The following is an 18657-nucleotide window of genomic DNA, read 5'->3' on the forward strand; positions in this document are numbered from 1 at the left end:
TTCACATAAGTGTATTACTTTCTTTATTTGCTTGATTCCTAATCTATTGATTTTTTGGAGTCCCATATATTCCTTTAGCGTTCCAAAGGCTAGTTCTAATATGCTTTAAGTCATTTTTATAAGTTACTAAACACAGGAAAAGAATTACAGTTTAAACATTTGCGACAAACATATTTAGTAATGACGATGAAAGAAGATACAGGCTTTTTGTCCTCTCACACTTTAAAAGAGGTATTAAGAAGACATTACATTGATGAAAATGTAGTGTTGAAAGCTATAAAAAATGTAGAAACCTTCAATAAAAACGCTAATCCTAAGCTTATATCCTAAAGATCACCTATTATAAATAACTGATTAAGTGATTGATAGAATATGTGAAAAAAGAAAAAAGGTACTCCTAACGATACTGGAGTACTGAAAATGAAGTTGTTAAAAATGAAATAACCCACTCATATTGAGTGGGTTATAATGTAGCGAGAGCGGGGCACGATCCCGCGACCTCCGGGTTATGAACTCAATGAGTTGAAAATTAACTACTGATTATCAGGTAATTAACTTTTTTTAACCTCGCTTATAATAGACAATCTATATGCGTTTGTATATGCGTTTAGATTTTTATCATTTGATGATTAATAAAATCAAATATAGTATTTTATTCAGAACTGTTTTCTTCTAAAAAAAATATTTTTGAAAAATTAATTCAATTACGGAAACCCGTAAGGATTGCTAGTATTATAATTGTACGGTGAAAGTTTCAATAGTGTAAAACAGTATTTATTTTACGGTATTTCCGTAAGTGACTGTATACCTAAGTTTTATCTTTGTTATTGATATTTTCCCCTTTATCTAAACCATTAGATTAAACCACACTAAAAGTCAGTATTTTATACCATATTCATTACAATACATTATGTTTTATTAGTAATTTACAGTCTAGTAAATTCTAATTTAAACCTAAAGTATTATGAAAAAAGTATTCGGAACAGTAGTAGTAGCAATTTTATGTTCAGTGATGTATACTAGTTGTACACCTGAATCTTTAACTAACGAGGATGAAACAGAAATTACAGTGGTTGATCCTGTTGATGATGGACAAGTAGATGAAGAAGACCATAGAGAAACAGGCGATTAGCACAATATCAATAATTAAAGGCATGATAATATTCTTAATAATTATCATGTCTTTAATTCATGTGTATTTTGGTAATAAACCAGACGGAACTAGAGAAAATTATTTAGAATATAAATCTATTATTCAGGAGCGGGATAGTGTTCAAAACATACTATTACTTCAATTAAGTAACAGTATCATAAACAAAGAACAATATATAGAAAAATCTAATATTAAGTCTGAACTATATAGTAATAAGATAAAGGCTTGTAATAAAGAAAAAAGAGCAATCATTAATAGTTTTAAATTTAATGGAAGGAAAAGTTTCCATTATTGGTTGTTTATATTTGGATTATCCTTTTCATTTTTCTTTTTAGCTATTCGATATACATACAGAATTATTTATGACCATAAAAATACGCATCTAAAAAAGTCACTCTTTTTTGAAGCATCCGCATGGATGGCGGTTTCTTTATTTTGGGTAATACACTCCGTATTTGTAAAATCAGCGGATTTACCAACTTTTGTATATGCTAGTATTATGCTTTGTGTTTGCCTGCTGATAAGTATTTCTATCTTCTTTTTTATCAAATATCTAATCCATAGAAAAACGCATACACTAGAAAGTTATAAAGCTTCCATTGTAAGACTCATCGAATTAATTGCTGATATAAAAGTTGACCACTATTTCAAAATGGCTGTCAAGGCTTCTACGGAAGAAAATGAAGCCGAAATCAACAAAGATGCTGAAGTATTAGATAAAAAAATATTTTCAACCTTAGACTCTATTACCGATGAAAAAAAGTAATAAAGACATCCTAAATAAGCTCATAGAACATGGCTACAAGATAGATAAATCAAAAGGTGAAAAATTACTACTTGTATACAGTGATTTTTTAGAAGTATTGGTAAATGAAGAATATGAATTACTAAATGAGGTTTTAAGGCTGGAAGAAAAAAAAGATAACAATGAAGAACTAACCTATTTAGAAGCTATATTTTACAACTACGTTGCCAAAAAGTATAAGAAGCAATTATAGTTTTTCTTTATTCACAATATCACTAATTCGTTTTGATATTTTTACCTTTTCAACAAGTTTTACAAATGAAGGCAGTGCTGTAAATTTATTTTCTTTTAGTAATTGATACGCAACAATTTTTTCAGGATCAATTTGGTCTAAAATTGCAAAAACATCATCTTCTATTTTTTCTTTTAAAACGTCTTCTTTAGAAATAAACACAGGTTCTTTTCCATTGCGAAGCCATTCTTTTGAAATTCCAAACTCTTGTTGTATCAAAATTAAATAACCATCATTTAAAGTATCTTTCAGAACCGCTTTTCTAAATGTATCTACCTTAATTCCAAGTCTTTCCGCAATCATTTGATTGGACAGTTTACCTTGTTTTAATGCTATTTTGAGTCGTTCTCTCATTTAAAAAACAGAAAATATTCTTTTTTTATTTTGTTTAAAAGGAAAATATTCCTTTTATTTGTTTTGGTCTTAGACAAATGTAATGAAATCGCCCCTAATTTTCACTTCATAAGTTTTGTACCCTTATTTTTTTTCATGATGTAAAATAGTAATGAGGTTAAAAAAAGGAACTTTCCCTAAAATAAGGGGAAGTTTCCTCTTACAAACTTTACTTTTTTTCATGTTATTTGTGGTTAAGTTAATGTATAGAAATTTCCCTGTTTCCCTAAAACAGTATTGCTTTATTAATAACTGATTTTAACAAAATAAAATTATGAAGCAAAAAATTATGAACTATTTGAGATTCGGAATCCTAGTATTTGGAATTTCAGTATTGCTATTCAATTGTCAGACTGACAATACAGATGAACTTATCAATACTCCAAAAGGAGAAAACTCTTTTCTAAAGAAAGGAAAGTTAGAGAACTATGAACAACTGTCTACTTATGTTGAAAAATTAAAAAACCCACGTACTTCTACTAATGATGTTGAGAAATCTTCTTTAGAAGATACTAATGGTTTTGATATTCTATACGATCAAGATATGTTTATTCAAGAAGTAGATTCCTTTGTTACCTATTCCATTCCCATATACAAAAAGAATCAACTAGGTGGAACATTTAGCAATTTAGTAGTTCGTTTTAGTGATACTGAACCTACGGAAGCTTTGATCTTAAATTATTATCCAAATAATGAGTATTTAGATGCGGTTGCCCTAGATGATCGTACACCATTTGCGGGAAGCATCAGTTCCGAATTAATTGACTACGACGGCAGTTTGGATACTTTAAAAAATAATAAGAGCAATGCACTTGACTGTGTTATCGTTACCACAAAATATTGTGATTATGAAGAAGGGCGACACGGAACTGTACATTTAGGAGGTGATAATTGTACTCCGGGTTATTATTGGTTTGTAACCACTACTGTTTGTTATGATGATGAACCTAGCTTGGCAGATATTCCGTCTCCTGGTAGCGGTAATCCGTCTGCAACGGATTATATTGACTATACTACTGCGGGAGGTGGTATTTCAAGTGGTAGTACTGTGCATCCGCCAATAGTTGTTCCTACTGTGCCGAGAACTCATACAGGATTAAATATAGATGGACTTACGTTAGAAATGACGGAGTGGTTGAATAATAACCCCGAAATCAAGCAAGAGCTAGAAAATTTTCTTGAGGAAAATAATTGGTCAACTGAAGCTAAAGAAGAGGTTAAATTAACCATTCAAGCAGAATCAATAAAAGAGTCAGATTGGGATTTTACTAGAACAGGCATGTTCAATGGGCAGCAGGCATTAACTTACGTTGCTGCTTATGATGGTTTTGATACTGGTAGCTATACAATGTATAAGTTAGCAAATGGACATATTCTTTGTGAATCTACAATAAGAAGAAAAATTAATCCTGAAGATGGTAACACAATTGGGACACAGGATGATCCACTAACTAATTTCTATTATGTTAAAATCAAACATACAGAAGGAGCTAGTGATAATGATGATGAAACAGTTAAGGATAGATGGTACAATTATAAGATGCCTCCAAATACAAATAATGCAGATTGCATCTATTGCGGTCTTGAATATTTATTTCAAACTGCGTTAGAAAACAGTTTAGTATTTGCGGGACGCTATGTAGTTCCTTTTGAAGATGCAATAATAGTAATAACAGGGGAAGACTTTTATGGGGTTGAATCAAGCAGAGCAGTATCTGGAACCTTACTAGTTATAGAAGTCGTTGGCGTTACAAAAATTTACAAACTGATTAAAGCTATAAAATATGTAGATGATGTAGCAGATGTGGCACTAGCTGTATATCGTTATATGGACGATATATTCAAAACCCAAAAAAGGTATGTTGAAGACGTTTTAAATAATATAATTGACTTAAATGAATTTGGCAATACCATAAGAAAAGGTAACTATGGAGAAATGTACACAGATGTAGAATTAACATCTCTTGGGTATGAACCGTTACATATTAGAGTTACTGACATAGATCAACCTCTTAATCAAGGAATTGATGGAGTATTTAAAAATCCAAAAACAGGAGAATATTTGATTGTTGAAAGTAAATACAATACTTCTACATTAGGTAACACGTTAGATGGAAAACAAATGAGTGATGGTTGGATTCAAGGGACTACAACTGGTAATAGTAGGTTAGTAGCAGAAGTGGGAGAAGAATTAGCACAGGATATTATTGCATCAGGTTATCAGAGAGTTGTTAGTAGAATACTGCCTGATGGAACAAATTATTTTGAATTGTTAGATAGTGCAGGAAATATTATCGAAATTTGGTTTCCATAAAATTTATTTCAAATGGTAAGAGATATAATTAAAGACAAGAAATATTTTGATGAATCAATTCAAAAGAGGGAAGATTTAATACAAAAAAACATTAATCGTATTGAACAAAATACTGTTGCAGAAGATCGTATTAATTCTGTAATAGAATTTAGAATTGGGTTGTATAAAAATAACCTTATTGCTAGATATTCTAGAGGGGACAAAATGAACTCGCAAGAAGTTATTTCTAATTATATAAATGCAATAGAACTGATGGATAAAATCTGGTCGCCTAAAGCATGGAATATGATGTTTAATAAATCAAAACAAGAGATTATTCCATTGCAGCAGTATACTTTTTCGGGTTTTTTAGATTTTTCAAGAATGTTATCATTTGGTGTTTTACTAGATATTCCTAAAGAATATATTTTGAAGCTTATAAAGTTTATTGATGGCGACGAAGTAAAAGATTATTTACTTGAATTTTTCATAAGATATTTAATACCAGAAAGAAAAATTATAACAGAGGAAAGTTATTCGGAATTTTTTAATGTGAATGAACGCTATGGAATTTTAAAAGAAATCATTTTAGAACAAGATAAAGTAAAGGCTGAACAAAAGCTAAAGTATTTCCTAGAGAACAAATGGTATTCTTCTTTTAAAGGAACTCCTTTATTCAATCAACACAATAATCCACATAATACGTATGTGGGTTATTGGTGTTTTCAAGCTGCTGCGATTACTAAAATCATGAAATTAGATGATAGTAGTTATCGAGATAATCAATATTTTCCAAAAGACATAATCTGATAATGAGAAATTTAACCTTATTAATATTATTGATTAATATATTTTTCGTGAACGCCCAAGATCAAAAAAAGATGGGTTACTTGGTCATTGAAAAACACACCTTTGTAGCAAACAAACATTTGAAACCTTCAGAATCTGAAATTGAAGCAGAGAAAGGGAAATTAAGACAATTTGTAGAAAAAGAAATTAATTCCGAAAACCCTGAAGATTTTATTAATTCTATGCCAAAATCTGAATTAGAACATAACACAAATGATATAAAATGTTTGTATGTCCTTGATATCTATGCTAATTTTTATGAATCAACGGCGAGTTGTGACTACACGAAACCTTCTAATATTTTCAGGTATCGACAGATCAATAGACAAACACTTGATGCAAATGAAGTTATAAGAAATGTTAAAAAAAATAAATATAAAATAGGTCAAAAATTTAAAAACAGAGAACTATTCATTTCCAATGACTTTGAAATAATTGAAAACCGTAATAAAACTAAAAATATAGAAGGATTTCATTGTTTCCAAGTTAACTTAAGAAGGAAAACTATAAATAACTCTCACCTTCCTGTTTATGATTTTGAAATGTATGTTACGGAAGAAATAAAACTTAATTATAATCCTGTTTGGAATTACAAAGATATTTTAGAAAAATATTATCCTCTTGAAATTATCAAGAAATCAAGAGAGGCAATCATGACTGAAATTACAACTTGGAAAATAAAAAGCATTGATTTGAAAAATGAATAAGTATTACATTATGTGTAATAATTGAAATTTTTGTTTCTACCCATTAAGAAAAAATAATACTTAATAATCCTAATACTCACTTTAATAATTTAGTTTTTTTATTGATAAGGAATATCCACAGGTATATGTACAATAAAATAAAAAAAACAATCATAAATTCATTTCCTCTACAATTCGAACTTGTAGAGGAAATACTCAAACCAAGTATAGGTATTGTAGCAAACGAAAAGCAAATTTCATCTAATAAATTTTCAAAATTTGGTGGATTTCCAATCGTTAACAAAAACCATCCGTTATTATCTTTTTTAGATTTTAATTATAGTATGCTATGCCAAATAAACATTATAGAATTAAAAAAAATAGATATAGAATATCAATTACCTAATCAGGGCATATTATACTTTTTCATTAATCCAAACTTAACAAAATTCACATCAGATAACTATAAAGTAGTTTTCATTGAAGGTAACGGTGATTTTGAATTTATAAAAGAAGAACGTGTTTCTGAGGTAGTTTATAACGAAAGTGAAATAAATTTCTTTGAACATTATACATTTCCTAGCTATCAAGAAAAATCAAGATTGAAAATATCAGATAAAATTGATGATGATATTATAGAATCAATTTATGAAGAAGTCTGCGAGATTACAGGAAAATCTTTAGAAATTGGACATCAAATTTTAGGAGAGCCACAAGCAACACAGGGAACAGTAAAATATTGGTGGGCATTACAATCTTTGGGATATGCTGAATTTGAAAGTTTGAATAACAGCCAAAAACAAGAAATTTCAAACCTACAAGAAGATTTTATTTTGCTTTTACAGATTGATCTTGAAGACCCAAATTTATCGTTTACAAATTTAGAAACAGGAGCTTTATATTTTGGGATCTTAAAAGATGATTTGAAAAATAAGAATTTTGATAACGTAGTTTTAGTTTATCAATCGAGTTAAAAAATAAAGGACAATAATTAGTAGCCATAAAAACTAAAAAGAACCTTTAAGTAAAAATTTATGATGTTTAAAAATGCGTTATCACTAGAAATAACAGACATTTCAATTGGTTTGTTAATATGGCAATTAGTATTAATTAGTATAGCCGTAGTTGGCTTAATTGTATTGTTTAAATTATATAGAATGATTAAAAAATACGTAACACGTTTTGATTTAGATAATGAGTTGCAGAACTAAAAGAAAAACACGTCAAGAATGAATCATTTTTTCAAAATTATACTAGAAAGCACTTTTCCGAATACAAGTGCTGACATTCAAGACGTGTTATTGATTGCAGAATTTTAGTCGAATTCTGTTGTTTAGGGCAAGGCGGTATATTGTAAAAGGCAAATAAAGCCGTCTTGCTACCAAACAAAAGTAAAGAAATATTTAAAGGATTCCCACTTCTGTGGGAAATGAATATATGAGTATAAAAAAATTAGAACGTTTCAAATGGTTTATAGTAGGTTTTCTTACTGCCATGATTGTTGAAACACTATTTCTAATTATATCGCTCTCTTTGTACCTAAAATAAACAGAATAGTTACCTAGAAACCCTAATAATCGTAAAACTAAAATTATTCTGGAAGTGAAAACCTCAATTGTAAAGATTGAGGTTTTTTGTTTTGTTGCGTTTTGTTGCAAGTTGTTGTGTCTTGTTGCAAACTGTTGCAGGAACCATGGGTATCGTCTTAATTAAATCTTATTTCAAAGTTTAGAGACTTTGAATAACTGAAAACTAGTATTAATCAAAGTAAGAAAAAAAGTAATCAATATTTATAGTAAGACGCAAAAAAGAGATGTTTTTTGAAAGAAAATTGTATTCAAAATTTACCTTCATCAAGGTATGTTTTCGATCGCTCGTATCAGCTAGTTTTGAAGCATTATAAAATTTAGTATTCATTTAAAACTTAAATTTAGAAAAAATGGCTTCAGAACACAAACAAACATTTTACACAAGAGGAACGTATTGCACCCAAAACAATGAAATTAAAATGAGAACGGATATTCCAGAGATTACTTTATCGGAATCTGGAAATGATTATAATTTAGAGTTCAAAGATTGTTATGATATCTCCAGTGAAAATACACCATGTATATTAATCGTTTACAGTCATGGACATCCTACGGATCGCAACAGACTTGTAGCAGAAAGCTCAATATGGGATGAAAATACACGACCATTAGATTCAGTTTTCGAAAACACCGATTTTCCACAAGAAAAAATCTTCGTCATCACATTACACGATGAAGATTTTGATGAATGGCACACAGATATCTATCGTTTTTATACGCAACATCATGTTTCATTTAATGCTGATACAAAAAAATACGTCTATGATTTAGAAATCCTACAACATTTTATTGCAGGGAAATCGATACATATACAGGTAAACGAGGAACCAAAAACAGCAGGTGGTGGTGTGATAGATCCCATAAATATGTCGTAAATTACTACATTAAAATGAAAATCATGAAATACCTACTTACGCTATCTTTTTTATTCTTGTCTATAAAGGCATTTACACAAGTTACTCGATTAGATTCTCTATTGACGAATCAGCAATTCAATCGTGTCGAAGGCGAATTAAGCGAACTACTCACATTTAATAAAGACAGCAATGCGTATTGGTATTATGCTGGAAAATTACAGACGCATCAACGAAACTTACAGGAAGCATTTGGTGCACTAAAAAAAGTAGATACGACAGCACTCAAACAGCAATACAAAGCATGGTATTATTATGTGCTTGGTGATGCGTATCGCTACAGTAATCAAGAAGAAAAAGCATACGAACTGAAACTGAAAGCACAAAAGTTGTTTCATGCTACAGGAAATGAAAAAATGGCAAATGAAGTCAACTATGATTTGTATTACACATTAAGTTCTCAGAATCATTTACAATACAATGGAATATATTATGCCAAAGAATATTTTAAAAATGCAGAGAAACTTCAAGATACGTTACAATTATCAATAGCACACTTGGTATTCAGTAGATTAGAGGATACCGTAATGACAAATGAAGAAATGGAATTTCATTTGGATAAAGCAAAAAACTATGTCGATGCACTTGGAACGATTTCAGCTAAATATAGATTCTACAATTACAAGTCAATATATTATAGAGATAGAGAAGATTTTAAAACTTCGGAAGTTTATTTAGATAGTATGATGCACTTTGCAAAACTCATGAATTCGCCCGATCGCTTGGATTCTTCTCTAAGAACGAAGGCGTTTAATTATACACTACAAGAAAAATATAACGAAGCAATTGAAGTATTAAAAGAAGCTGAAAAATTACCAATCAAAGAAAATGTTTTTAACAGAAAAATAGGACTCTACCATTATTTGTCATTAAATCATAAAAGTTTAGGGAATATAGACTCTGCTTTTGTGTATTATGAAAAAATGGTTGCCTATAGAGATCACGTGAATATTTCCAAACAAAATACCATGTTGACCTTATTGGAAACGGTAGAACTGTCTGAAAAAAATTTGCTTTTGGATGCAGAGCGAATCAAACAACGAGAGAATTTTATAATTGTATTGATCGTACTTATTGCGGTAATTATCATAAGTATTATTTGGATATTGTATTATCGAAGTAAAAAATTATTAGCAGAAAAAGAAAAACAACTTGCTGAGAAAGAAAAAGAGATCAAAGCCATCGACGCTCGAAATGATGAAAAAGACAAGCAACGACAGCGCATTGCAGGAGAATTACATGATAATTTAGGACATTTGATTATTGCCATTCAGCAATGTTTTGACAATCTAAAAGTAAGTAAAGATCGTTTTCAACAAGAAGAAGACAAACTCATGTCTAAAACACAAGAATTAATAAATGAAGCCTATCTAAAAGTCAGAAACATGTCACATTTAGAAGATTCAGCGTCTCAAAATTCTGGGTATTGGGTAGATGTTATAAAAGAATATGCCGCTATTATGAACGAAAGTAATCAATTATCAGTCGAAGTTCAAAGTCATGGAACGGCTAATATTGTCAACATATCTATTGAAAATGACTTGCGTCGAATGACAACGGAGCTTATAACCAATGCAGTAAAACATTCAAAAGCTTCTGAAGTTTCGGTAGATATTACCGCAGGTGAAAAGTCAATCACAATTATTGTGGAAGATGATGGTATTGGATTAGATAAAACTAAATTAAAAAAACAAAAAGGATTAGGCTTAAACAGCATAGAGAAAAAAACAGAAGAATTAAAAGGTAAGTTCACGATTGATTCAACTGAAAATAAAGGAACCACATTTATAATTGAAATACCACTATGATTAATATTGTAATTGCAGAAGATCATAATAGTCTTATTGATGGAATTGATCTCTTTTTTGGATTTGAAGATGACATTAAAATCATTGGAAAAGTAAATGATGGAAAAGCGCTTTTAGAGCTGTTAGAACAGAAAAACAGACATGTTCATGTTGTCATTGTAGACATTCGCATGCCAATCTTAGATGGAATAGAAGCTACCAAACAAATCACAGTAAAATATCCACATATTAAAGTCATTGCGTTTACCATGTTTAGAAAGCGTGAACTTTATAATAAAATGATTGCTGCTGGCGCAAAAGGCTATTTACTTAAAAATGCAAAATTACCGATACTTTTACAAGCAATCAGAGAAGTACATGATGGGAAAACATATTATGATTCTGATTTACCATTTGAAGATGAAAATTCTACTGCCAACATAAAAAAAGAGGATAAGCTAACCAAACGGCAAAATCAAATCTTAGAGCTCATCGGTCAAAGTCTAAGTAATAAACAAATCGCTGAAAAGTTGATCATTAGTGAACATACAGTTACTACACATCGTAAAAATATGATAGTGAAACTAAATTTAGAAGGTCGTGATGCTTTACTAAAATATGTATTGAATAGAGGTTATGATTTTGATTAAAACAAACTGAAAACCTTTATAAATTTAAAAATTATATAGAAAATGTTAACTTTAATGAGACTTAAAAAATACTCTTTTAAATACTCACGAAAATTGAACCAATGCATAATAAGGGTAAAATAGAAATGAAAAAATGCTTTGAAATCCTTGCTATTGTTGAAATTGAAAATTTACGGGTTTTGAAAGTACTTGGCATTTGACGCCGTGAAAACAAGAATGGAGTACTCACTAATGTTGTCATTCAGGTTTTGAAAGTACTTGGCATTTGACGCCGTGAAAACCTCAATGTTTACGATTTCTCCAACTTTGTTGATAGTTTTGAAAGTACTTGGCATTTGACGCCGTGAAAACCTTCGCGCAAGTCATAATACTCGAATGCTTCCATGGTTTTGAAAGTACTTGGCATTTGACGCCGTGAAAACTTTTTAACCTGTTAATGTTACCAGCTTGGAGCTCGTGTTTTGAAAGTACTTGGCATTTGACGCCGTGAAAACAAGAAGTATTGCTTACTACTTTCCATAACCACAAAGTTTTGAAAGTACTTGGCATTTGACGCCGTGAAAACGATTTTAGATTGTTCTTCTTTTGTGAGTACTTGTTTTGAAAGTACTTGGCATTTGACGCCGTGAAAACTTTTGTTGTTTTAAAGATTTATAATTTGTTTATTGTTTTGAAAGTACTTGGCATTTGACGCCGTGAAAACAAAACTGAATTACTCATCTTAATTGGTTTTAAGTATTTAAATTACTTGTAAAAATAAGCACTAGTAAAACATTCCATCTAACAACAAAGGAGGCTAAAATTTAAATCAACAAAATATACCTTCATCAAGGTATTGTCATTTTTACGATTCATGACGTACTTGTCATCAACTAAAAACAAGTAGTATGGAATCAACACAACAAACTTCAGACAACGAAAACATACCAAAATCTCCAAAAGAAGTCTTGGCTAATTTAGAGGCATACTATCAAAATAAAGAAATTATTGGGAGTATAGAACGTAATGTTAACTTTAAAACAGAAGAAACATTTTTCGAAAGCCTTAAAACATTTTTAAATGACAAAGAAGATGCTCATATAATTGATATGCTTTTCAATTCTTCCATTGACGGTTTAGCCGAAGAAATGGACTTATACAAACGTGCTGAGCAAAGTATTATTAAGACAGTAGATCGTCCCGTGTTTTTAATCAATAACGATCAAATTAATATTGGAATAACTACTTCGTGGGAAAAACATATAGAAGAAAACTTAGAAACAATTTCTAAAGTAATTCCTGCAATTGGACGTATTGAAATCACAGGTGATAGTAGAAGAAAATGGGCAGGAACGGGATGGTTATTAAAAGACACAGACATTATTGTGACCAATAGGCATGTTGCTAGACATTTTGCTAAAAAGAAATCAGAAGGTGTATTTGAATTTAAAAAAAATTATATGAGACGTCCAGTTGGCGTTAAAATTGATTTCAAAGAAGAGCAAGATGCAGGAGAAGCTCTTGAGTTTGATATTAAAAAAGTACTGCACATTGCTAAAAATTCCGAATTGGATATCGCTTTATTACGAGTTCAAAAGCGAAATTATAAAGGACAGAAGTTGCCAGAAGGATTGGAAATTTCCTATGATTTATCAATTTTAAAAGAGGACATAGAAGATGAGTCTGAAGAGGAAAAAGAAAATATAAAAAAAAATATCTATGTAGTAGGTTATCCAGCATGTAGCGATAATGAAGAATTAAGAACTACATTTTTCAATGGTGTATCTGAGGTAAAACAATTTGCGCCAGGAGCTCTCTTTGGAACTTGTATTTCGAAATATATCTATTACCATGATTGCACGACTTGGGGAGGAAATTCAGGTTCCCCATTATTAGACTTTACAACGGGAAAAGTATTGGGAATTCACTATGCAGGAACTTCTGAAGAACGCACGGAATATAGAAAAAATTACGCAGTTAGTGTATTATTTCTTATTGAGCTACTAGAAGAATTAGGGGAAAAGTATAATTATAGAATTCATCCAGACAAAAAATAAATTTCACCCAAATATATCATCTAATGAAAAAAACAATATTCATCATTACTGTAAGTTTTGTAATGTTACTAACTGCGCAACATGACACAAACCAAACTCAAGAAGTTTTACCAAAAACCAATACTACTTCTGAAATTATAGTGCAACAAAGAATAGACAAAGAAGTAAACTCTATAAATAAAGACATTCTTGAGAATACTAAAAGGACAATGGATAATGAGAATAGAATTAATGATTTATTTATTACTAAAGTGGGATTACAGGGATTTTTACTAACATTGCTTTTGACTTTTTTAAGCATTTTCGGAATCGATCAAATCATAAAGAGAAAAATAGACAAGAAAACCAAAGCATTGAATAAGAAATTTCAAAAATCAATTGATAATGTAAGAGAAGCAGAAATTAGAACCATACAGCATATCAAAAACTCTGAACAAGATAATAAAAAATTAAGAGGTCAGTCTCAAATATTGTTAATCAACGAAGTTACGACACCTGTCAATGAAGATTTAGAACGAATTTTTATGAAAGGTTCCTCAAAAGTACAATTCAATTGTACGGAAGTAAATGTTAGGGAATTAACGTATGAGGAAATAAGAAAAGAATTGGTAAATAAAGGCGGATTGCATCCTACAAAATTTAAGCTTGTCATATTTGATAACTCAAGTGCAGATGGTAGAAAATGGGATCAGCCATATTTGGAAGATTATTTGATACCATTAACCAAAGAGTTGGTAAGTAAAGGAATTGCTGTTTTATATTATTCTAATGATTTGAACTTTCCGTCATGGCAGTCTGATTTCAAAAGTATAACAAACAAACACTTATTAACGTATGCCAAAGCTGTTCCAAATTTATATAACAATGCTATGACTGTTTTGAAACTTCAAAATTTATATAAAGATGTAACAACGTTGTAAAAATAGTTAGGAATCTAATGTTAAAATCTTTTGAAAGTGTTGATTTTATTGAGTTTTCGAAAAGTACGGGTTTTAAAAGTACTTGGCATTTGACGTTGGGAACGAGCGTAAAGAAAAGGTCTAGTAGACCTTTTTAGCGAAGTAGCCAGTTGGCGCGTTGGATTTTGAAATTGAAATTGAAGCTGAACTTGAACTTGAAAACTTTACAAGAAACTGATTCCAAAATAAAAAATGCCTAAGAGATTCCTGCCTACACAGGAATAAGTCTTCTACTCAATATACCTTCATCAAGGTATTGAAAACCCTTCCAAATGTGACGTTCTTGTCCTCATAAAAATAATACATTAAAATTATGGGAAGAGAACACGTTTCACATAGAGACATAGCAAATTGGGCGGTAAATACAATTAATTTACCAAGTGAAAAAGCCAAAAAATATCGGGCACAGGCAAATGGACTAAGAGAAAAGCTTAAGAATTACTTAAATGAACATCCAGATTTTGTCTTAAAAAGAATGCTTATTTCTGGAAGTCTTGCAAAAGGCACTGCTTTAAAATCAACTAGTGATATTGATATTGGTTGTTATATCAAGGCAGATGATGCTCCAGCTAGTATAGAAGAATTATTAGATTTTTTGGCAGAAAAGCTACGAAAAGCATTTCCTAATTTTAGTCCAGATCAAGTAGTTCCACAAACATATTCTGTTCAAGTTTCTTTTAGAGGAACTGGGTTAGATGTAGATATAGTTCCAATACTTTATTATGATGATCCTGATTGGTATGGAAATCTTGTTAGTCAAGATGATGGTTCGTTTTTAAAAACTAATATACCATTACATATAAAGTTTATTAGAGCGCGGAAATCAAAAAATAACACTCATTTTGCTCAGGTGATAAGACTTGCAAAATACTGGGCGAAAAATATAAAAAGTGAAAACCCTGATTTCAAGTTCAAGTCATTTATGATTGAACTCATTTTTGCAAAACTTGCAGATAATGGTCAAGACTTTTCGGATTATCCAGAAGCCTTACAAAGCTTTTTCACCTATATAGCAACCAAAGACTTTAGAGAACAAATTTCATTTAATGATTACTATCCGTACAGTGATATTGGCTCATTTTCAGAACCAGTTCAAATGATTGATCCAGTCAATGAAGAAAACAATGCAGCAAAATTGTATACAGACGCTCAGGCAGATTTAGTCGTTGATGCTGCAATAGATGCAGGCGATGCTATCGATGCTGCATTAGCGGCTACTACAAAAGAAAATACTATTTACTACTGGAAAAAAGTATTTGGTCCATCATTTCACATTTAACAAATAAATTATGAGTTTTAGTAATTCGTTTAGTAATAATTTCACAATTACCCATGCTAAAAAATTAGCAGCTAAAGTAGCAACAGATTTAAAAAGAATGCAAAGGTTTCACGGTGGTCAACCATCAGATAGTCATATTTCCGATTTAGAAGAAGAAATAACACAACTTCTAAAAGATGGTTATTTAGATACTGTCACCTATGGATTTCAAAGAAATGGAGATTGGATTGAACCAACAATCAGATATACAGCCCAAGACTTAGCAAATTCATCAGGTGATGACGATGATCCAGGAAGAATAATTCCTAATGCCAATGTAGATGGAGCATCTTTTCACAGTTATCTAGTCCCATCATCAGCATGGTATAATTTAAGTTCAGATCAAATAAATAATTATCAGGATAATTTACCCTTTAGAAGAACGGGAGCCGCTGAACCAGGTGTAGATGGTTATATGTCGCAAGACAAAACATACACTTCAGGAAGTAAATCATTAAATCGTTTCACTATTAAAAAATATTAAATATGAGTACAAGACCATCAACAGAAAGCTTGTTTGAACAAGCAATTATATATCCAGATTTTGAATTTCAAGATAGACTCAACGCATTGGTTGGATTAGATAATCATAAGAGTCGTATGACTAAAATCCTAAGCCTTTTAATAAATCCTGAAGGAATTAAATCTTGGATAAAAAAATATCATCCTAATGCAAAACGTATATCCAATATTGTTTTAAGAAGACCACCATTGGTTATTTTAGAAGGAGATGTTGGATCTGGTAAATCAGAATTAGCAACATGTATTGGTGACGCTGTTGCGAGACAAGAGAAAATAGATATTACTTTATTGCCTTTAAGTTTATCAGCTAGAGGGCAAGGTCATGTTGGCGAAATGACAAAACTCATATCAACGGCATTTGATCATGCCATTGAAAAAGCTAAAAAACTTAACAATCCATCGGGTAAATCTAGGGGTGCTGTAATTTTTCTAGTAGACGAAGCAGATGCTTTGACTCAATCGCGCGAAAGTAACCAAATGCACCATGAAGATAAAGCTGGAGTAAATGCTTTTATACGTGGAATTGATAGAATTGCTAATGGCAAATTACCAGCAGCAGTTATAATGTGTACGAATCGCTTGAACTCTTTAGACCCTGCAATAAAAAGAAGAGCCGCTGATATCTTAAAATTTGGCAGACCAAATAAAGAACAAAGACTATCTGTATTAAAAGAACCATTAACTGAACTTGGTTTCACTGATAATGACATCAATGATATTGTGGAAATCACAGGCGAAACTGATAAAAGAGCGTATGGATTTACATTCTCTGATTTAACGCAACGACTATTACCTTCTTTAGTTTTAGACGCATATCCAAATGAGGCTGTAAATCCTAAGAATGCTAAAGAAATTGCTAGGGAAATAATTCCAACACCTCCATTTCAAGATAACGCGAGCAATGCAGCAATCTAAAAAACAAGAGGAAATTCCAAAAAGAAGTATTGATCTTAAAGCACTACTGATATTTTTATTTTTAGTAGCAATTGTAGGGGCAGCTATTTATAAACTCATCAAATTTTTAGCTTACATTTTTACAGGTAAAAAAGTATTAAATGAAGATGATTTAAATAAATATTTAGAATCTGTATTAGATTATTATGAACCTGATGATGTATATGACAAAGTACTAGAAAAAGGAAAACGAATAAAGGAATTTTTGGGTAAAAAGTTTTGGTATGCTATATTAGGAAATATAAGGTATCAAGGCTCTTTTGATCATGGAACTTCTCTAAATGGATATTCCGATTTAGATATTTTAATTCAATTTAAAACAGATAGTTATAAAAATGAAAAAGACATGTACTATGCTGTGTATAATTATTTGAAACATAAATATTCTAACTCAAATGTGATTGTAAGAAAACAAAGAGTCTCTATTGGTTTGATTTATAATATTAATGATAAAAAAGAAACTATTGATATAGTGCCTGCAAGACGAACTGATTATGTAAAAGGGAAAAATGAATATTATTTACATGAAAATTATAATCCTTCAAGGAATGGAGAGAAACTAAAAATATATCCTCATATACAAAGAGATTTTGGAGATTATCCGTATGAAATAATAAAGGTTATTACACTGATAAAATTATTGGTAAAGACACAAGAATTACCTTTAAAATCTATTCTGGTTAATGAATTTACCAAAAAAGCATTTCAAAAATCGAAAATGCCTAAAAAGTTAAATCTACACTTGATTAAAGTATTAAAATTTATGGTAGATAACATTTTAAAGATAAAAATCAATGCTTCAGATAATGATAATTTCTGTTTAACAGACCAACTTTCTAATTCAGAAAAAAAACAAATTAAAAATACCTTGGAAGATGTTTTACATAACCTTAAAGAAGACAGAAATGCTTGGACTGAATATTTCCCGAAAAAGTAATAAAAACGATCTATGATAATTTAACCCTTTGCATAATATGGGCAAAATAGAAATAAAAAAATGCTTTGAAACCCTTGCTATTATTGAGGTTGAAAATTTACGGGTTTTGAAAGTACTTGGCACTTGACGCCGTGAAAACACGTGAATGCATGTTCTTCGTGACCTGTTTTGAAAGTACTTGGCACTTGACGCCGTGAAAACTCTATAATTTTTTCTGTACTGTTTTGAGCGTCGAGTTTTGAAAGTACTTGGCACTTGACGCCGTGAAAACTCGTACCATTATCATTTTCAAAAATAATAACATCGTTTTAAAAGTAAGTGGCATTTGACGTCAGGGACGAGCGTAAAGAATAGGTCTTGTAGACCTATTTAGCGAAGTAGCCAGCTGGCACGTTGGAGTTTGGAGTAAAGAAGTTTCTTGTGAATTATTGGCATTTGACGCCGTGAAAACTTTACTTCCGAACAAGATAGGAAGATCGTCATTGTTTTGAAAGTACTTGGCACTTGACGCCGTGAAAACTTTGATATTAATGCGAAGCGTTGGCTAAAGACTGTTTTGAAAGTACTTGGCACTTGACGT

The 18657-nt window shown here is 30.7% G+C and carries 17 protein-coding genes and 1 CRISPR repeat array; of the genes, 16 read left to right on the forward strand and 1 reads right to left on the reverse strand.

Features of this window, described 5'->3' with window-relative positions; genetic code table 11:
* The first annotated feature begins 964 nt into the window (after window positions 1-964).
* Genes H2O64_RS04500 through H2O64_RS04510 form a run of 3 tightly spaced genes read left to right on the forward strand, consistent with a single transcriptional unit; the run spans window position 965 to window position 2151 of the window.
* Complete coding sequence (locus H2O64_RS04500) at window positions 965-1132, forward strand: hypothetical protein (protein WP_187560952.1); 168 nt, start codon at window positions 965-967, stop codon at window positions 1130-1132.
* Window positions 1101-1919, forward strand: a complete 819-nt coding sequence (locus tag H2O64_RS04505; RefSeq protein ID WP_187560953.1) for a hypothetical protein — start codon at window positions 1101-1103, stop codon at window positions 1917-1919. Before H2O64_RS04500 ends, H2O64_RS04505 begins: the two co-directional genes overlap by 32 nt.
* Window positions 1906-2151: a hypothetical protein gene (locus tag H2O64_RS04510; protein ID WP_187560954.1), complete on the forward strand. Its 246-nt coding sequence runs from the start codon at window positions 1906-1908 to the stop codon at window positions 2149-2151. The genes H2O64_RS04505 and H2O64_RS04510 overlap by 14 nt, the downstream gene beginning before the upstream one ends.
* Here H2O64_RS04510 and H2O64_RS04515 read toward each other — a convergent pair.
* Window positions 2146-2544: a hypothetical protein gene (locus H2O64_RS04515; protein WP_187560955.1), complete on the reverse strand. Its 399-nt coding sequence runs from the start codon at window positions 2542-2544 to the stop codon at window positions 2146-2148. The genes H2O64_RS04510 and H2O64_RS04515 overlap by 6 nt on opposite strands.
* Window positions 2545-2857: 313 nt before the next feature.
* Here H2O64_RS04515 and H2O64_RS04520 point away from each other — a divergent pair, with 313 nt between their 5' ends.
* The 13 genes from H2O64_RS04520 (at window position 2858) to H2O64_RS04580 (ending at window position 18077) form a co-directional block, all read left to right on the forward strand.
* The gene (locus H2O64_RS04520) at window positions 2858-4897 is read left to right on the forward strand and encodes a hypothetical protein (protein WP_187560956.1); all 2040 of its coding nucleotides are present in this window, start codon (window positions 2858-2860) and stop codon (window positions 4895-4897) included.
* 12 nt (window positions 4898-4909) lie between these two features.
* Complete coding sequence (locus H2O64_RS04525) at window positions 4910-5686, forward strand: PoNe immunity protein domain-containing protein (RefSeq protein WP_187560957.1); 777 nt, start codon at window positions 4910-4912, stop codon at window positions 5684-5686.
* Window positions 5687-5733: 47 nt separating this feature from the next.
* Window positions 5734-6432 carry a hypothetical protein gene (locus H2O64_RS04530; protein WP_187560958.1) on the forward strand — a complete coding sequence of 233 codons (699 nt, stop codon included), beginning with the start codon at window positions 5734-5736 and terminating at the stop codon, window positions 6430-6432.
* Window positions 6433-6557: 125 nt separating this feature from the next.
* A complete protein-coding gene (locus H2O64_RS04535) occupies window positions 6558-7385 on the forward strand; it encodes a DUF1963 domain-containing protein (protein WP_187560959.1) in 828 nt (275 codons plus the stop codon).
* Between the two features lie 965 nt (window positions 7386-8350).
* On the forward strand, window positions 8351-8875 hold the full coding sequence (locus H2O64_RS04540; RefSeq protein ID WP_187560960.1) for a hypothetical protein: 525 nt from the start codon (window positions 8351-8353) through the stop codon (window positions 8873-8875).
* Window positions 8876-8898: 23 nt separating this feature from the next.
* Window positions 8899-10722: a sensor histidine kinase gene (locus tag H2O64_RS04545; RefSeq protein WP_187560961.1), complete on the forward strand. Its 1824-nt coding sequence runs from the start codon at window positions 8899-8901 to the stop codon at window positions 10720-10722.
* Entirely contained in the window at window positions 10719-11351 is a 633-nt protein-coding gene (locus H2O64_RS04550) for a response regulator (RefSeq protein WP_187560962.1), read from the forward strand. The genes H2O64_RS04545 and H2O64_RS04550 overlap by 4 nt, the downstream gene beginning before the upstream one ends.
* A 176-nt stretch (window positions 11352-11527) precedes the next feature.
* A CRISPR array of direct repeats spans window positions 11528-12054; the repeat unit is 36 nt; unit sequence GTTTTGAAAGTACTTGGCATTTGACGCCGTGAAAAC.
* Window positions 12055-12238: 184 nt separating this feature from the next.
* A complete protein-coding gene (locus H2O64_RS04555; RefSeq protein WP_187560963.1) occupies window positions 12239-13387 on the forward strand; it encodes a S1 family peptidase in 1149 nt (382 codons plus the stop codon).
* A 23-nt stretch (window positions 13388-13410) separates the two neighbouring features.
* A complete protein-coding gene (locus tag H2O64_RS04560) occupies window positions 13411-14307 on the forward strand; it encodes a hypothetical protein (protein WP_187560964.1) in 897 nt (298 codons plus the stop codon).
* 352 nt (window positions 14308-14659) lie between these two features.
* Window positions 14660-15625 carry a CBASS oligonucleotide cyclase gene (locus tag H2O64_RS04565; protein WP_187560965.1) on the forward strand — a complete coding sequence of 322 codons (966 nt, stop codon included), beginning with the start codon at window positions 14660-14662 and terminating at the stop codon, window positions 15623-15625.
* 10 nt (window positions 15626-15635) lie between these two features.
* Window positions 15636-16148, forward strand: a complete 513-nt coding sequence (locus H2O64_RS04570) for an HORMA-1 domain-containing protein (protein WP_187560966.1) — start codon at window positions 15636-15638, stop codon at window positions 16146-16148.
* A 2-nt stretch (window positions 16149-16150) separates the two neighbouring features.
* Window positions 16151-17101 (forward strand): AAA family ATPase, encoded by a 951-nt coding sequence (locus tag H2O64_RS04575; RefSeq protein ID WP_187560967.1) that lies wholly within the window; start codon window positions 16151-16153, stop codon window positions 17099-17101.
* Entirely contained in the window at window positions 17088-18077 is a 990-nt protein-coding gene (locus H2O64_RS04580) for an SMODS domain-containing nucleotidyltransferase (RefSeq protein ID WP_187560968.1), read from the forward strand. Before H2O64_RS04575 ends, H2O64_RS04580 begins: the two co-directional genes overlap by 14 nt.
* Window positions 18078-18657 lie beyond the last annotated feature (580 nt).

Source organism: Kordia aestuariivivens (genome assembly GCF_014397005.1).
GTDB classification, from domain to species: domain Bacteria; phylum Bacteroidota; class Bacteroidia; order Flavobacteriales; family Flavobacteriaceae; genus Kordia; species Kordia aestuariivivens.

What these genes read in the sequence shown, in the direction of transcription:
- H2O64_RS04500 (WP_187560952.1), top strand. Translation starts at nt 965, where the DNA reads ATGAAAAAAGTATTCGGAACAGTAGTAGTAGCAATTTTATGTTCAGTG.
- H2O64_RS04505 (WP_187560953.1), top strand. Translation starts at nt 1,101, where the DNA reads ATGAAGAAGACCATAGAGAAACAGGCGATTAGCACAATATCAATAATT.
- H2O64_RS04510 (WP_187560954.1), top strand. Translation starts at nt 1,906, where the DNA reads ATGAAAAAAAGTAATAAAGACATCCTAAATAAGCTCATAGAACATGGC.
- H2O64_RS04515 (WP_187560955.1), bottom strand. Translation starts at nt 2,544, where the DNA reads ATGAGAGAACGACTCAAAATAGCATTAAAACAAGGTAAACTGTCCAAT.
- H2O64_RS04520 (WP_187560956.1), top strand. Translation starts at nt 2,858, where the DNA reads ATGAAGCAAAAAATTATGAACTATTTGAGATTCGGAATCCTAGTATTT.
- H2O64_RS04525 (WP_187560957.1), top strand. Translation starts at nt 4,910, where the DNA reads ATGGTAAGAGATATAATTAAAGACAAGAAATATTTTGATGAATCAATT.
- H2O64_RS04535 (WP_187560959.1), top strand. Translation starts at nt 6,558, where the DNA reads ATGTACAATAAAATAAAAAAAACAATCATAAATTCATTTCCTCTACAA.
- H2O64_RS04540 (WP_187560960.1), top strand. Translation starts at nt 8,351, where the DNA reads ATGGCTTCAGAACACAAACAAACATTTTACACAAGAGGAACGTATTGC.
- H2O64_RS04545 (WP_187560961.1), top strand. Translation starts at nt 8,899, where the DNA reads ATGAAATACCTACTTACGCTATCTTTTTTATTCTTGTCTATAAAGGCA.
- H2O64_RS04550 (WP_187560962.1), top strand. Translation starts at nt 10,719, where the DNA reads ATGATTAATATTGTAATTGCAGAAGATCATAATAGTCTTATTGATGGA.
- H2O64_RS04555 (WP_187560963.1), top strand. Translation starts at nt 12,239, where the DNA reads ATGGAATCAACACAACAAACTTCAGACAACGAAAACATACCAAAATCT.
- H2O64_RS04560 (WP_187560964.1), top strand. Translation starts at nt 13,411, where the DNA reads ATGAAAAAAACAATATTCATCATTACTGTAAGTTTTGTAATGTTACTA.
- H2O64_RS04565 (WP_187560965.1), top strand. Translation starts at nt 14,660, where the DNA reads ATGGGAAGAGAACACGTTTCACATAGAGACATAGCAAATTGGGCGGTA.
- H2O64_RS04570 (WP_187560966.1), top strand. Translation starts at nt 15,636, where the DNA reads ATGAGTTTTAGTAATTCGTTTAGTAATAATTTCACAATTACCCATGCT.
- H2O64_RS04575 (WP_187560967.1), top strand. Translation starts at nt 16,151, where the DNA reads ATGAGTACAAGACCATCAACAGAAAGCTTGTTTGAACAAGCAATTATA.
- H2O64_RS04580 (WP_187560968.1), top strand. Translation starts at nt 17,088, where the DNA reads ATGCAGCAATCTAAAAAACAAGAGGAAATTCCAAAAAGAAGTATTGAT.